Source organism: Silvibacterium sp. (assembly GCF_047605705.1).
In the GTDB taxonomy this organism is placed as follows: Bacteria; Acidobacteriota; Terriglobia; order Terriglobales; family Acidobacteriaceae; genus Silvibacterium.
Map to the genome: position 1 here is coordinate 114,655 of NZ_JASGFD010000001.1, position 15,489 is coordinate 130,143.

Below are 15,489 nucleotides of genomic sequence, written 5' to 3' on the forward strand. Positions count from 1 at the left end.
GCAACTTTGTTAGTAAGGTTTGGTCGTCAGAAATTTGCCGTCGAGCGTGATAACCGCGCGCGAGCCGCCCTCGGGATCTTCGACCTTCTTGATGTCGAGCCGGAAGTTGATCGCGCTGATAATGCCATCTCCGAAGAGTTCGTGCACGAGAGCCTTCAGCGTAGTTCCGTAAACCTGGACAATCTCATAAAAACGATAGATCGTCGGATCGGTAGGCACGACATCCTGCAAGCTTCCCCGTATCGGGATCGTCTGCAATAAGGCGATCTGCTCGTCACTCAGTTGGAGTCGCTTGCCGATTGCTATCGCGGCGTCTTCCGGCAATGCATGTTGGCCAAGAAGAGCTGCGGTTACGAAGACCAGGCTAAGGTTGGTATCACTCGCCAGATCTTCGAACGTGAGGCCTCTTTCTGCTTTGAGTGTGACGATATGCTCGGCCAGCGCGTGACGAGAGGTCGGACTGATTTGAGATTGCGGCATGAAGACTCCTTTTCTAAACAAACATTTTGGACTTCATCGGAAGAACTGAACTGTCATAGGCCTGCAGCGCGAAAGCTTCGGTGCACTCCGACTGAACTTCACGGCACGATCTGCGGTCTCATTCATCTCACAATCTGGGCCCGTCGGATAGCAACGATCATGCATCCGTGTTTCCGAGATTAGCGAGGTCAACGGCCCACACTATGCATTTCTTGCTATAAACCCACGCAAGAAGCATCATCTAAAAATGAGGCGCGGAACAGGATCCCGAATCTCGGTTCTCCGCAACAACGTCGCGGTTTCACTGTATCCAGCCAAAGACCGAGACGTCATCTCATCGCCTTGGCCCAGGCTTCTGAGCGAGAAGCATCATTTAGGCACTCTGGAAGTGCCGGAACATGAACACGAAAGCTTCTGCCTGCACCTGCAACTCAGCGGGAGCCCAGAACTCGAGTGGTGGTGCGACGGCAAGAACGCGGTCGAACGTCCATTGACCGGCGCGCTCATCCTTCTGCCTCCCGGCACTCGCGATCGTTTACGCTGGAAAGGCGGAACGGAACGGTTTGTAGTTTCACTGGATGCAGGTTTTGTGCGCGACTTCGCGAACGAACTCAAATATGGCCTGCAACCTTCTTTTCAAGCGCAATGGAATTTTCATGATGAAGCGTTGCGAGCCCTGCTAGGTGAGATAGGGCGGGAAGCTACTGAAGGATGGCCGCTCGGAACTCTATATGGCGACTTGCTCGGCCTCTCGCTAACGACACTCCTGCTGCAACGCCATGCCAACGAAAAAATCAAACTTCCTCAATTACGAGGTGGCTTATCTCCCAAGACGCTGAAGTCCAGCCTTGAGTTCATAACGGACAATCTACATCGAGATCTGCCCTTGCGAGAGATCGCAGCTTCGGCAGGGATGAGTCCCTTTCACTTTGCACGGCTCTTCCGCAATGCCACCGGACAAACTCCGCATCAATACCTGCTGGATCAGCGATTCAACCGGGCAAAGTGGCTCCTTCGATTTAGCCACCTCTCTGTTTCTCAAGTTGGCAGCGAAGTAGGGTTCACCAATCACACCCATTTCACGCGCACATTTCGACGGAAAGAAGGCATCACGCCGACAATCTGGCGAGGTGCGCAGTAACTCACGACGAGTCAGACACCCGATGTCCCAGCCTCTTAAGATTTCGAGTTTCTTCCTATCTTTACTGAAGCAGTAAAGCGGGAATGAGTATCCGGAATAGTCAGATAGAATACATATCTATCTGGCACAGAGATGCGCTCGACTTATTTCGCGGTCTCAGACGACAGAACAGCGAACTCCTGTCTTGCCTGCTTGAGATAAGTGGCATCCGGATCGGCATGCGCCCATAGCGTGAAGAATTGCCGATACGCTGCGATTGCGTCCTGCTTCTTTCCCTGCGCAGCCAGGGCCTCTCCAAGCCCGAGCCACGAAAGCGGGATGTAAGGCGAGGAGGCATCGATTCCCTGGTGATCGACGACCCAGCGAAAATCCTTCTCGGCATCGGCTGGCTGGGCGCTAGCAAGATACGCGGTGCCGCGGCTCCACGGAACAGGCAAAGCGGTCTCCCCAAGTGGGCGGGGAATCATTTCGAGCAGCCTGACCGCATCGGCCGGCCGGTGCTGGGCCATGGCGATAGCCGCACGCACCCTCGGCCCCCAAAAGAGTTGAGTCATCGTGGAGCGCGGATATTTGACCTCGCTGGCATGCATGGCACTCAGAGCATCCTGAGAGTCGCCTAAAACAGCGAGCCCCAGCACCTCCTGGCCTTCTTCCGGATCTATCGGCGACTGGCGAAAGAGTGCTCTGCCGGCTTCCATATCGCCGCTTTGCATAAGATCGACGGCGCCTAACTTGGTCGCCTCGTCATCCTGGCCAAACAGCCCCTGCTGCCGATATTGATCGCGGATACGGCCTAACAGCCTGCGCGCATCGGAGAATCGGCCTTCTGCCATGGCGATCTGCGATTCGATACCGAGGACAGCCGTCGCATCGGGATGCGACGCAAGCCAGACCTGCTGTGCCTGCAGCATAGCCGGATCGTGGAGCATGTATGCGAGCAGGAGGTAGCGGACGCGGATGCCGTCGCCGTCGAGATTGTCGTGGAGCGCCCGCTCCAGGGTAGAGTGCGCTCCCTTCAGATCGCCGTTGATCATCTGGTCGAGGACGAGGTTGGCGAGCATGCCTTGCTCGTGAGGCAGAAGCTCCACGGTGCGCTGCTGACTGGCCAGCGCCTCCGCAAACATACCCAGACCCCGCTGAGCATTGGCCAGGCCGCTCCACGCCTGCGAAGAATTGGGATAGAGAGCGACCCAGCTCTGGTAGCTACGCACCATATCGTACATATCGCCCGTATATACGGAGTCATACATGGCCACGATGCCGAACTGCGTGGGCTTCATCGCCGTGTCTTTCAAGGCATAAGCCTTTGCGATCGCATCCCGCACATGCAGGTCATCACCGGCCGTGGCATAAGCCACGGCCAGGTTGTATTGCGCCGTGGCAAACTTCGGATCTGCGGCGACAGCCGTCTTGAGAAGACTGATCGCCTCGGGCACCTTCCCTTCGCGGATCAGCTGCGTGCCCTGAGTGAAGGCCTTCAGCGCTTCGAGCGACGGAGTGTTTTCGTGGAATAACGGCATGCTGAAGCGCGCGATGCTGCGGCGCGACTCACCCAGGCTCCGGCGCAGGCTCGCGGCTACCGTATCAATGGCGTGGGGGAGATCCTCGGCCCGCACCGCTTCAAACTTCGCCTGCCCCAGCACGGCGCCATCCACGCAACTGCTGGCCTCTTCGGTCACCAGAAAGTGCTGGCCGAGCCTCGCAATATTCCCGGACAGGACGCCCTGACTGTCCGTGCGCTCGCAGATTTCGCGGGCGATCTCCGCGGTGATCGCGTCGTCCGGCTTGTGCATCATCTGGGTCAGCGTCACGCTTACGGTAGAGGCCGGCACAACCGAGACATAGGGACTCTGGGCTACATCCATGCGCAGCGCCTGGACCAGAGACTTGTCCAGCCACGGATCTCCCGTGGTGCCTTCCATAGGCACAATCACGACCTTGACCGCTGCTCCTTCCGAGCCATCGAGCCACCGCTGCCGCCACAGCCAGCCTGCAATCGCGAGCGCCGCGAGCGCCAGCACGGCGGCCGCCCAGAAAACGATCTGCCGGATCGGAAGAACTGACTCCTCCACATCCTCGCGAACTACCACCCGCGTCTCCGTCGCCTCGACAGTCACCGAGGCCAGGGATGAGTACGACACGCCGGACAGGGAGGGGTCCGGATCGGTTTCGACCGGGATGACCTCCGCGGCGAACTGATATCCCCGTCCAGCCAGCGTCTTAATAGGACCGTCGCCGGACGAACCGAGCACCTTACGCAGCAGGAAGACGTTCTGGCTCAGATTGGATTCTTCGACCGTGGTCTCCGGCCACACGGCATCCAACAGCTCCGACTTGCTGAGCGGGCGGCCCGGATTAGCCGCCATGTAGGACAGCAGGTCGAAGGCTTTCCCCGGCACAAGAAGCAGTTCTCCATTGCGCCGCAGCTCACGCAGACGCCTGTCCAGCGTGAACTGCCCAAAGCGCAAGCTGCTGATTTCCTTCAATAAACCGGGCATGAGAACCCCTGAGAAGTTTTGAGACCGCTTGAGGACAGCGCGGCGAGCGGAGGGGCATGGTGTGCGCAGACAGAAGCTGTCTGCCCCGGAAAGCCCTGTCCCGGGTAGCGCGAACCGCATAGCAAGGATCGGAGCCATTATGCCTGCACACTGCCGTAAGTTCAGACAACAAATTGCATTCACAAGCCATGCCGGGAAGAGAGTTCTTGCATTCCAGCCGGAGTCCAGCGACGCGAGGCGCCGATGAAACGGACCCGTCATGTCTCCATCGAGATCGAGCAGCGGAAGCTCACCCTTGTCCTTACCCCCGGCGGAGTGCCTGCCTCCCGCACCTCATCCACCGACGACAGCTCCCGATACGGCGCAGGGCCTGACGTCTCCTCCGCGCCACCGGTCTGTCCCGCCTGCGGAGCTTCGTGGATTGTCGTAACGGCTTACGCGGCCGAGGCGGATACCCCTTGCGCAAACACCCTGCCGCGCCTGCTCCAGCAACATGGCCTGCACCTGCACGCCTTCCCCGACGGCCGGCTGTGGCTCTGCAGCAGATCCCTGGAGCAGGCCCGTTTTGACGAAATTCTCTGACCCGAGTTCTTTGACGCAATCAAGGAGAGCCTCCGATGCAACCGCCCATTCTGAGAAGTCTTCCCCTCGTCCGCATGTGGAAATGGCAAACACGCCGGTTGATCTCCTGCCGAGTCCTGCGCACCGTGCTTTCTCTTGCTCTCACGATATCGGCCACGGGCCTGATGCTGGGGCAGCTGGTCCCGGTCAAGGGCATCTCGACCATTGCAGGCAACGGCTCCACGACCTATTCCGGAGACGGAGGCCAGGCTACTGCCGCCGGCATCAGCGATGCCTACGGCATCGTGGTGGACGGCAGCGGAAACATTTCTTTCAGCGACTCCGTGGCCGGTGTCGTCCGCAGCATCAGCTCTTTCAACGGAACCATCACCACCGTGGCAGGGAACGGCACCACTGGCTACTCGGGCGATAACGGCTCGGCCACCAGTGCCGAGCTCAACCACCCCGCAGGAGTAGCGCTCGACAGCGACGGCAATCTTTATATCGCCGATACCGGCAACAATCGGGTGCGCAAGGTGGATGACACCTTCACCATCACCACCGTGGCCGGAAACGGAACGAGCGGCTACTCCGGAGACGGGGGTGCAGCCACCGGCGCCGAACTCGCCAGCCCGGCAGGCATCGCGGTCGACAGCAGCGGAAATATCTACATTGCAGATGCCGCCAACAATGTCGTGCGTGAGATCGCCGCCTCCACCGGCATCATCAGCACCATCGCGGGAACGGGCTCTGCCGGCTCATCCGGGGATGGCGGCCTGGCCACCAGCGCCAAGCTGAACTACCCCCTGGGCGTCGCCCTCGACAGCGCCGGCAATCTCTACATTGCCGACGGGGGCAACAACAAGGTCCGCGAGGTTGCGGCAAGCACCGGCATCATCACCACCGTGGCCGGAACCGGGACCGCAGGCTACTCCGGCGATGGCGGTGCGGCGACCAGTGCGGAGCTGTATCAGCCTTCCGACGTGAAGGTGGATGCGGGCAGCAACCTCTATATCTGCGACTCCTACAACAACCGGCTGCGCGTGGTCTCGGGCTCGACCGGGATCATCACCACCCTGGCGGGCAACGGCACGGACGGCCACTCGGGCGATGGAGGACCGGCCCCACAAGCGGAGCTCCAGCTGCCCGCCGGCATCGCCCTCGACCGCAACGGCAACCTCTACTCCTCTGACCTGGAATACCTCCGCGAAATCAGCCCGATCACTTTCCCGAACACCAACGTGGCCAGCAGCAGCACGCCGGTCAATCTCTTCCTTGCCACCACCGCCGCCGAGACCATCACCAGCTTCAAGGTGCCTGCCTCCCAGGGCAACAAGCAGGAGTACACCGTCGGCACGGTCAGCGGCTGCACCGTCGATGGCGCCACCTCGAATCCCGCGGGCACCATCTGCACCATCCCCATCACCTTCAGCCCGGCCTATCCGGGGCGGCGGCCGGTGCCTCTGCAAGCCGTCACGAGCACCGGCAACACCAACATCGGCCTGAACGGGCTCGGCGTCGGACCGCTCGCCGCCTTGACGCCAGGCATCATCTCCACCATCGCAGGCACGGGCGGGTTCGGCTACACCGGAGACGGCGGCGCGGCCACCAGCGCCACCATCAACGGCCCCGAGGGCGTGGTACTCGACAACGCAAACAATCTCTATTTCTCTGACGATGGCAACCATGCCGTGCGCAGGATCGACGCAGCCACCGGCGTCATCACCACCGTCGCAGGCAATGGCCAGGAGGGCTTCTCCGGCGACGGCGGCGCGGCCACCAGCGCCGAGCTGAACTACCCCGTAGGCCTGGGCATGGACAGCGCCGGGAACCTCTATATCGCCGACCACCAGAACTTCAGAATTCGCAGGGTCGATGCGCAAACCGGCATCATCACCACCGTGGCCGGAAACGGCACCAAGACAGATTCGGGCGACGGCGGCCCGGCCACCAGCGCAGGATTTCATGACCCCAGCGATGTGAAGTTCGACAGCCACGACAATCTCTACATCGCGGACGGCACCTCCATTCGCCGCGTGGATGCAAGCGACGGCATCATTACCACCATCGCCGGAAACGGCACGGGAGGCGACGGCAGCCCGGCCATCGACGCGGCCGTCTCCGTCAATTCGCTGGCCTTCGACAGCAGCGACAATCTCTATCTCGCCGATCCGAACGACAACGAGATACGGGTCATCAATGCCTCCACCGGTTACATCTCCACCGTCGCCGGGACGGGCAACCCCAACGATACAGACAGCGGTGACGGCGGCCCGGCCACCAGCGCCTCTCTCAACGAGCCACTTTTTGTGGTCGTCGACAGCGCGGGAGACTTCTACATCTCGGAGGCGAATGGAAGCTACATCCGCATGGTCTCCTCCGCCACAGGGATCATCTCGTCCATCGCAGGCACCGGGCTCGACGACTCGAATGCGCCGGGCGATAACGGGCCCGCGACCAAGGCCGACCTCGGCGAGCCCACGGGCATCGCGCTCGATGGCTCCGGCAACCTCTACAGCGCCAACGATGTGCAGTCGCGCATCCGCAAGATCAACGTCTCGCAGTCCGCGCTCGTATGGCCGACACCGACCGCGGTGGGGACAGAAGATAGCTCCGACGATCCGGAGACGGCCATCCTGAATGACATCGGCAATAACCAGCTGAGTGTGCCCTTCAGTTCTTCACCGGCAGATCCGGTAACGACGCCCGGATGGGCGCTCGATGCTTCCTCCACCTGTTCAGCGAACGGTCTCAGTTCCTTCACGCTGCTCTCCGGCCAGAACTGCACGCTGCCGGTCGACTTTACCCCAACCGCATCGGGCACAAACAACGGCACGATGGTGCTGACCGATAACTCGCTGAATAACGCAGCGTCGACACAGACGATTTCATTGACGGGCACCGGCACCGGCTCGGGTGGTGGAACGCCGCAGGCCACGCTCACGCCCTCTTCGTTGAGTTTCACCGTCAGTCAAGGCGCGCAGGCAGCAAGCCAAACTGCGAACCTGACGAATACGGGCAGCGCGACGCTGGACATCTCATCTATCACCATTACCGGAAGCAATACCGGCGCATTTCAGATCGCGGCCAACAGCTGCGGCACAACGCTTGCGGCAGGTGCAACGTGCAGCGTCAGCATCGGTTTCATCGCAACTTCATCGGGAAGCTATAGCGCGGCGCTCACAGTAAACGACAATGCCTCTCCGCTTGCCGTGCAAACCGCAACGCTCACCGGGACTGTAACCGGAGCAACCGCACCGCCCGGCTCCCCCATCGCTACGCTCACGCCTACATCCTTGACCTACACCGCGACGGCAGGAACCTCCTCAGCCGCGCAGACAGCGACACTGACCAACAGCGGCACGGCTGTGCTGAACATCGCAAGCATCTCGCTCGCCGGTGCGAACGCATCGGAGTTCGCCATCGGCGCCAACACCTGCGGCGCGACGCTGGCGGCTGGCGCAAGCTGCACCATCGCCGTCACCTTCGCGCCCGACACAACCGCAAGCTTCACCGCCACTCTCTCGGTGGCCGACGATGCCGCTGGCTCACCGCAGACGGCCGCGCTTACCGGCACTGGCACCGCGGCTCCCGCGACCGCCGACTTCACCGTGGCCGCGACGCCTTCCACACAGTCTGTAACTGCGGGGAATGCGGCGACCTTCACCGTGAATGTCGCGTCCACCGGCGGCAGCTTTACCAGTGCCGTCGCGCTCGCGGCGACCGGTCTCCCACCAGGTGCGACCGTAAGCTTCTCGCCCACCTCGGTCACTCCGGGCGCCTCGGGTGCGACTTCCACGATGACCATGCAGACGGCGGCGCAGAGCGCGCAGGCTGCGAGTGATACGCCGTGGTCCAGGATGAGGCTCGCACCGATCTTCGCAGCGCTTCTGATACTCATTCCAGGCTGGCGCACGCGCCGGAGATGGAATATGCGGATGCGGCGTGCATGGCTCACCGGCACGGGCTGCCTCTTGCTCCTGCTCGGCACCATGGCCGTTATGAGCGGATGCGGCGCAGGCTTCGCTCTACCGCAGGCCGCATCTTCATCGACCACCTACACCGTCACGGTGACCGGTACCAGCGGCTCCGTACAACACTCAACGACCGTTCAGCTGACGGTGAAGTAAGGGAGACGCCATGAAACTATCTATCGCCCATTTGCTCCTGCTCGCTCTGGCCGTCTCCTCTGCATGCGCTCAGACACAGCCCTCGGCCAGTACCTGGCAGGGTCAGACCGAGGTCGCTGGCGAATACACGTGGGTGCATTCGAACGCGCCTCCTGCGGAGTGCGGCTGCTTCTCGCTCAATGGCGGCAGCGGCGAAATTGCGCGCACTTTCTACTCGGGCTACTCCGCGTTCGTCTTCGATACAACGGTCGTGCATGCTGCGGGCATCAGCCCCGCCGGCTATGACCTCACGCTGTCAGTATTTACAGCGGGCTATCGTTTCCGTCCCGCCCCCCACGAGCGGTGGAACCCTTACGGCCAGGTGCTGCTCGGCGGAGAACACGCGAGCGGCACCCTGGTACAGGGAAACACGCCCGCAGCCAGCGATCCCGGTGTGGTCTTCGCAATGAACATCGGCGGGGGCATCGACAGGCGGCTCGGCGATCACTGGTGGCTGCGACTCGTCGATGCTGATTACATGATGACGTCCACGAGCAACCGCACGAACGACCTGCAAAACAACGTGCGCATCAGCACAGGCCTCGTCTATCGCTTCGGGCACTCTCACCCATGACTCCTAGTGTGGAGCACGTATCGTTGCATGAACGAGCATTGGCTCGACTCATTCACTGTCGGGATCGGTCTCGTACACATCCACAGACTTCACCCACGGGCATAGGCGAAGATCTGCCACGACTTTCTGCAGCACTTCAAGATTTTTCGACTGTGACTCAAGAACCACCTGCAGCATGGACGTTGCGCTCTCCCGGTCATCTTGCCGGCGAAGCTCGCGCAGAAGAATCGCCCGGTTGGACAAGATCTGAGTGAGGTGCTGCTCGGTTTCGGAGGTGTGCTCGATTTCGGAGATTACGCTCAGTCGAAAGAGGACGCTTGGATTGGAAGCTGCCAGTGATCGTCGATCGATAAAACGGGATAACGGCCGCAAAGCTGAATTGATCGCAATCAAGAGACCGGCAACAAAGATTCCATCAAGAAGCTCTCCAGCGCCGACACATGCGCCTACCGCCGCCGAACACCAGAGAGTTGCAGCTGTATTGAGGCCGCGAACGTTGGCGCCCTCTTTCATGATCGCTCCTGCGCCAAGAAAGCCCACACCGGAGACCACGTACGCAATAACCTGTGTCGTGTTCGGAGCGACGGTGAGTCCCAGATCCACGAACGCAGCTGCACCCAGACACACCAGCGTGTTGGTTCGAAGTCCAGCTGCACGCTGCCGCCACTGACGTTCCGCTCCGACACAGATTCCGAGCACGAGGGCCAGAATCAAACGCGGAAAAGTTTGCTGCTGCCACAGTGGAACCGAATCCGTCCACCAATGATGCGTTTCATTGGCCGGGCTGAAGAGAACCATCACAAATTAATTGTGCACTAACCCAATAAACTTTCACCCGCAGCCTTATGCACGAATTCGGCTCATGCGGGTCACCGGCATTATTCGATGCGCAAAGCCCGCACGGGATCGATAGAGGCAGCACGCCTGGCCGGGATAATGCCCGCAACAGCTGCTGCCAAAAGCAAGACCCCGATGGCAATCGCCATAAGCGGCACACTAACGCTGGTGATATCGAAGAGCTGCGACTTGACATATCGCACGCAGAAGATTGCGATCGGGATGCCAATCGCAAGCCCTATGGCAGTCTGCAGCATTGCGGTTCTTATGACAGCTCCCACAACGCGGCTGCGCGCCGCTCCCAGAGCCATGCGGATGCCGATTTCAGGCGTACGGCGCACCACGGTGTAAGCCGTAACGCCATAGAGCCCAATCGCCGCGAGCAGCAATGCAAGCAGGCCGAAGAGAGAGGTGAGTCGCGCGATCAACCGCTCCTCGGTAAAACGATCGTCGATCTGCTGCTGAAAGGTCTGAAACTTCACAATGGTGAGGTTCGGATCGATGCCCGCCAGAGTGTCGCTGACGATCTTCTCAAATCCGGATATCGGGTGCGCCGTCTGAATGACAATGGCTCCAGCGTACATCGACTGATCCTCTTCGATAGGATCGTCGGGATCGTTCGCAAGGCCAGCGCGCTGTGTCAGAGGCAGAAAGTACATGGCATGATTCTTCCAGTAAACGCTGCTATACGTGGTGTCTTCTACGACGCCAACAATCTCATGTGCACCATCTCTCCCGGCCCTCCCCGGTCCAGAGTTGCCGAAGTGGTGGCCGATAGGATTACGCTTACCGAAAAACTGCTTCACAAACTCTTCGTTCACCACGGCAACGGGTGGCGCGCCCAGTACGTCCTGCGGCTTGAAGCCACGGCCCATCACGACGCGTGTCCCCACGGAATCGAAATATTCGGGAGTGCCTTTCACCCAGGATGCGCCTTTGTTCAGGTCTTTTTCGCCCTCTATCTTCACGCCAGATCCCCAGTTGTTTTCCTCCATCGGTGTATAGGTGGAAAGACCGACCTTCACAACACCGGGAATGGCGTGGAAGCGATCCACAATGGTCTGGTAGAGGGGCTCCACTTCCGTGTTCTTATAGCCGGCAGCCTGTGGATTGATGTGAGCGATATAGCGGTTCCTTGCATCCAGCTTCATATCCACGTTCTCGGCTTTATTGAGGCTTTGTGCAAAGAGCCCCGCGGCGACAAGGAGCACAAGCGAGAGAGCCGCCTGTATCACGACGAGAACACGTTGCAGGAGAGAGGCCCCCTGCGCGGTTGTGCGCGCATTGGAACGCAGGGCTTCCGCAGGATGCGTACGCGCGGCCATCACGGCAGGCGCAAGACCGAAGAGGACTCCGGTCACAAGAGAAAGAACGAAAGAAAAGCCGATAACCAGCGGGGACGGCGAGGCCGAGATCGGCATGTTGTGCTGATCGGGAAAGGCAAGCGCCAACAGTGCGTGTGCACCAAGGTACGAGATGACGAGACCGAGTAAACCTCCCGCACTGGAGAGAAGAATGCTCTCCGTGAGAAGCTGGCGCACGATCCTGCTGCGCTGAGCGCCCAGCGCGGAACGGATGGCAAGTTCTGCACGGCGGCTCATGCCACGCACCAGCAAGAGGTTCGCGATATTCGCACACGCGACAAGAAGAACCATCGCTGCTATCCATTGAAGCAGCCTTAGGTGCTCCTTGTAGTCCTCCTGCATGTTCTGGATGCCACCACCGCCGGGAGTCAGCACCACATGCGTGCGAGAGAGAACCTGTTTGGCACGCGGGTCGGAAAATGTCTTGAGCGGCGAGAGTTGTTGCTTCAGCAATGCACTGGCCTTCGCCTGCAGAGCCGGCAAAGAAACTCCGGGCTTTACGCGGCCAATGATGTAAGCCCACTGCGAATCGGGATCGTTAAAGTATGGTGCGCCAATAACCCCATCCATCGAATTCATCGGGAGGAAGTACTTCGGAGGATTCGTGTCGATGCGATCGCCGTAAAACCCTTTCGGCGCAACGCCGACAATCGTGGCCGGCTTGGTGTTGATATAAAACGAAGCTCCAACGACAGCCGGATCGCCTGCGTAGTCCTGCTGCCACGTGTCATAGCTCATGACGGCAGTGATCGGTGCGCCCTTCTGGTCATCCGTATCTGTTAAAAGGCGTCCGGCCGCGGGAGACAACCCGAAGACGCGAAAGTAGTTGCCAGAGACAAAAGTTCCCATGACAGACTTCGCAAGACTTCCCGCATTGGCCCTGCGGACGGTAATCGGCCGCCAGGCATAGCCCGACTCCAACGCTGCCAGCTCTTCGAACTCCGGCAAGTTCTTCTTGAGCATGCGATAGCTGTCCGTTGCAAAGAGCGAATAGTCCCCATCGTCGCTCCAGCCGCCATTCACGCAGCAATCGTCTCTGTCGCCGATACGTACGAGAGTCTTGGGATCTACTACCGGAAGATTATGGAGAAGGATGGCATTGACCAGCGTGAAGATAGCCGAGTTGGCGCCGATGCCGAGTGCAAGCGTGAGCAGCACGGTGATCGTGAATCCCGGAGTCTTGCACAGTTGACGGAATGCGTATCGCAGATCCCGCAGCAGATCTCTCATAACCCGACCTCCACAGACTTTCCGGTTGCAGAAGCAAAAGTTTTACAGGGCCCAGGCATTCAGGATTCAGATACACACGCATGGTATTGGCCGGATGCCGAAAGAGGCAATCGGCAAATACGAGAGCGACGATATGCGGCCTTTGCAGAGCGTGAAGCTGCAAAAGGAGATTAAGAAATCGTCCTCCTGCAGCCTCTACGAACGCAGTGCTACTTGAGCGGGTACAGCTTTATATCGCGGAAGTAGATCTCAGCACCCTCTGCCTGAAAGAGAATCCTTCCGCTTGCCGGCGAAGCATCGGTGCCCTCATTCGCCAGCTTTCCGTTCACATACTGCCACACGTGGCCATTACGATTTACAAGCTCCACGACGTTCCACTCACCGTGCGGCTTTTCTAATTCGTTCACTGGGTCGCGGTAACCGGTCACGTTTTGATAAGGTCCTTTGTCGAAACGATCGATCTTCATCGCACTGCCTTCAGGACCGGTCACCCGCTTCCCATCCTTGCCGGTGAGCGCCGCACCATCGGTCATCCAGAAGTCGCCAGTGCAGCCTTCGTTGATCTGGAACTCCACCGAGCGTGGCCAGACTTTATTCTCTCCCTGGATGTTGTAGAGAATGCCGCTGTCGCGCGCCTGGCCATGCCGCTCGCCGAAGGTGCCTTCGCCCCACTTGAACTCAGCGCGCAGATAGTAGTTGGAATACTCCTGCTTCGTGATGAAATACCCCATCTCGGTGCCGGAGACGTGCACGACCCCATGATCAACAGTAAAGACGTGGTTCGGATCGGAATTTAACCCGTCTTTCTTCAGAAAGGTATCGAAGCCGTTCAGGTCCTTGCCGTCAAAGAGCTTCACGGCACGATCATGCTTCGGGATATTGGGTGCCTGCCCCGATGCCGAAAATACGGTACCCAACAATAAAGCTGCACAGACTCCCACTCGCATCCGCATTCGCCGCTCATCCCCTTCAAGCCTGACTTTTCAAGCAGACAAATTATGGAGGGGGCGCAGTGAGGATGGCAAACGGGAGGCGATCATCGCGGGCGGTTTTACCGGCGTTAAGGTTCGCATAAGCTTTGGCATGCCATACTGCGCCCATCGGCAAACCTTTCCGGTTGCTGATCTCGCCTCCTTCAGCGCTTCGCCAAGAAAAGACGCTGAAGGAGGTTCTACTGTCTTTGCCGCCTTAAGGCGAGGTTAAGTTCACTTCGCTACTGTGAACCTACAGTGCGAGGATCAAAGTGAACCAGACCCAGAAGACACGCATCCATTTTCGACATTCCTGCGATGCGCAGCCTTCTCTCAAAACTCGCTCTTGTCGCAAGAAGAGAATCACATATGCACTGCTTCTCTTGCTGATCATTCCTGTGCGAACTGCGGTCGCGCAGAGAGCAGAGAGCACGGGCATCCATGGTGTGGTGAGAGATCCTGCCGGTGGGCCCGTTCTCGCAGCGGAGATTGTGGTCAAGAATGCTTCTGCACGTGAAGCATGCAGGACTCAATCTCTAGCCGACGGTAGTTTTGCTTGCGCAGGACTGACTGCCGGCGAGTATTCGGTCGATGTAAATGCCACGGGCTATGTGGAGCAGGTGATGCCGCACATCCTGCTGAACGCGGCACAGCCGATAGCGGATTTATCGATTACGCTTGCGCTGAAGGCGGCAGCAACGAGCGTGCATGTTGCTGCCACAACCGAAGAAATTGCAACCGCGCAGATTCATGCAGCGGAGAAGCAGCGCATCATCGGAGTCGTACCTAACTTCTACACCAGTTTTATTGCCGATGCTGCGCCGCTCTCGAGCAGGCAGAAGTTTTCGCTGGCGTTTCGCGATGAACTGGACCCGGTCACGTTTCTGTCAGCAGGCGTTTCCGCGGGCATAGAACAGGCCCGGAATGACTATAAGGGTTATGGGCAGGGCGCAGCAGGGTATGGCAAACGCTTTGCCGCGGCCTATGGCGACGGACTTACCAGCGATATCTTCCGCCATGCCGTGTATGCATCGCTGTTTCATGAGGACCCGCGTTACTACTACCAGGGAACAGGCACTTTCCGTTCACGGTTTCTGCACGCGATCAGCTATTCGGTGATTCTGCGAGGGGACGACGGCCAGGACGAGATCAACTACGCATATGTGGCGGGGTATCTCACTTCGGGCGCGCTCTCCAATGCGTACTATCCCCACGCCGATCGAGGTGCAGGGCTGGTGTTTACGCGTGCCGCCTTCGGCGTATTGGGAACCGCAGGCGAGGGCCTGCTGCGTGAGTTTGTGTGGAATCACCTCACGACTCATCGGCAGCTGACTCCGTAGAGAGCGCCAATTGCTGAACATCGCAAGCCATTCTGCCCCTGAGATTCATATAGGTCTGCGCAGGCCACAAGACACACGGAGCGGTCTCATGTGAGCACGGCCTCTGGCTCACGGTCGTCATACGACTGATCAGGCTAAAGTCCATCTCAATTTCACCGAACGGCCTGCCAGGCGTGCATCGTCACAATGGTAGTTCGGTCTATCAAAATGACCGCCGCTCAGTTGCCAGATGCCGTGCAGGCACTAACCGCCAAAATATGAAAAAGGCCACCTGAAGGGTGGCCGCTGATCTTGAGCCTGCAACTCTAACTCACTGATTTTATG

General features: G+C 59.4%; 10 protein-coding genes. 5 read left to right on the plus strand and 5 right to left on the minus strand.

Annotated features, from left to right (window positions below; genetic code table 11):
• Positions 1-9 precede the first annotated feature (9 nt).
• Positions 10-480, minus strand: coding sequence for a cyanase (gene cynS / locus QM649_RS00395; protein WP_415197013.1), 471 nt, complete (start codon positions 478-480; stop codon positions 10-12).
• A gap of 247 nt (positions 481-727) precedes the next feature.
• Here cynS and QM649_RS00400 point away from each other — a divergent pair, with 247 nt between their 5' ends.
• Entirely contained in the window at positions 728-1,621 is an 894-nt protein-coding gene (locus QM649_RS00400) for a helix-turn-helix domain-containing protein (RefSeq protein WP_415197014.1), read from the plus strand.
• Positions 1,622-1,764: 143 nt separating this feature from the next.
• On the opposite strand, the gene QM649_RS00405 is transcribed toward QM649_RS00400, so the two are convergent.
• Positions 1,765-4,119: a tetratricopeptide repeat protein gene (locus QM649_RS00405; protein WP_415197015.1), complete on the minus strand. Its 2,355-nt coding sequence runs from the start codon at positions 4,117-4,119 to the stop codon at positions 1,765-1,767.
• A 243-nt stretch (positions 4,120-4,362) separates the two neighbouring features.
• On the opposite strand from QM649_RS00405, the gene QM649_RS00410 reads away from it, so the two are divergent.
• Genes QM649_RS00410 through QM649_RS00420 form a run of 3 tightly spaced genes read left to right on the plus strand, consistent with a single transcriptional unit; the run spans position 4,363 to position 9,423 of the window.
• Positions 4,363-4,701 carry a hypothetical protein gene (locus tag QM649_RS00410; protein ID WP_415197016.1) on the plus strand — a complete coding sequence of 113 codons (339 nt, stop codon included), beginning with the start codon at positions 4,363-4,365 and terminating at the stop codon, positions 4,699-4,701.
• A gap of 35 nt (positions 4,702-4,736) precedes the next feature.
• Complete coding sequence (locus QM649_RS00415) at positions 4,737-8,810, plus strand: choice-of-anchor D domain-containing protein (RefSeq protein ID WP_415197017.1); 4,074 nt, start codon at positions 4,737-4,739, stop codon at positions 8,808-8,810.
• Between the two features lie 10 nt (positions 8,811-8,820).
• Positions 8,821-9,423: an outer membrane beta-barrel protein gene (locus QM649_RS00420; protein ID WP_415197018.1), complete on the plus strand. Its 603-nt coding sequence runs from the start codon at positions 8,821-8,823 to the stop codon at positions 9,421-9,423.
• Between the two features lie 48 nt (positions 9,424-9,471).
• On the opposite strand, the gene QM649_RS00425 is transcribed toward QM649_RS00420, so the two are convergent.
• From QM649_RS00425 to QM649_RS00435, 3 genes are all read right to left on the minus strand, one after another.
• Complete coding sequence (locus QM649_RS00425) at positions 9,472-10,221, minus strand: MgtC/SapB family protein (protein WP_415197091.1); 750 nt, start codon at positions 10,219-10,221, stop codon at positions 9,472-9,474.
• An 80-nt stretch (positions 10,222-10,301) separates the two neighbouring features.
• Entirely contained in the window at positions 10,302-12,854 is a 2,553-nt protein-coding gene (locus QM649_RS00430) for an ABC transporter permease (protein WP_415197019.1), read from the minus strand.
• A 209-nt stretch (positions 12,855-13,063) separates the two neighbouring features.
• A complete protein-coding gene (locus tag QM649_RS00435; RefSeq protein WP_415197020.1) occupies positions 13,064-13,711 on the minus strand; it encodes a DUF1080 domain-containing protein in 648 nt (215 codons plus the stop codon).
• 512 nt (positions 13,712-14,223) lie between these two features.
• On the opposite strand from QM649_RS00435, the gene QM649_RS00440 reads away from it, so the two are divergent.
• Complete coding sequence (locus tag QM649_RS00440) at positions 14,224-15,165, plus strand: carboxypeptidase-like regulatory domain-containing protein (RefSeq protein ID WP_415197021.1); 942 nt, start codon at positions 14,224-14,226, stop codon at positions 15,163-15,165.
• The last annotated feature ends 324 nt before the right edge of the window (positions 15,166-15,489 follow it).

Coding starts and splice junctions, on each gene's coding strand:
- cynS (WP_415197013.1), bottom strand. CDS start 480: ATGCCGCAATCTCAAATCAGTCCGACCTCTCGTCACGCGCTGGCCGAG.
- QM649_RS00400 (WP_415197014.1), top strand. CDS start 728: ATGAGGCGCGGAACAGGATCCCGAATCTCGGTTCTCCGCAACAACGTC.
- QM649_RS00405 (WP_415197015.1), bottom strand. CDS start 4,119: ATGCCCGGTTTATTGAAGGAAATCAGCAGCTTGCGCTTTGGGCAGTTC.
- QM649_RS00410 (WP_415197016.1), top strand. CDS start 4,363: ATGAAACGGACCCGTCATGTCTCCATCGAGATCGAGCAGCGGAAGCTC.
- QM649_RS00415 (WP_415197017.1), top strand. CDS start 4,737: ATGCAACCGCCCATTCTGAGAAGTCTTCCCCTCGTCCGCATGTGGAAA.
- QM649_RS00420 (WP_415197018.1), top strand. CDS start 8,821: ATGAAACTATCTATCGCCCATTTGCTCCTGCTCGCTCTGGCCGTCTCC.
- QM649_RS00425 (WP_415197091.1), bottom strand. CDS start 10,221: ATGGTTCTCTTCAGCCCGGCCAATGAAACGCATCATTGGTGGACGGAT.
- QM649_RS00430 (WP_415197019.1), bottom strand. CDS start 12,854: ATGAGAGATCTGCTGCGGGATCTGCGATACGCATTCCGTCAACTGTGC.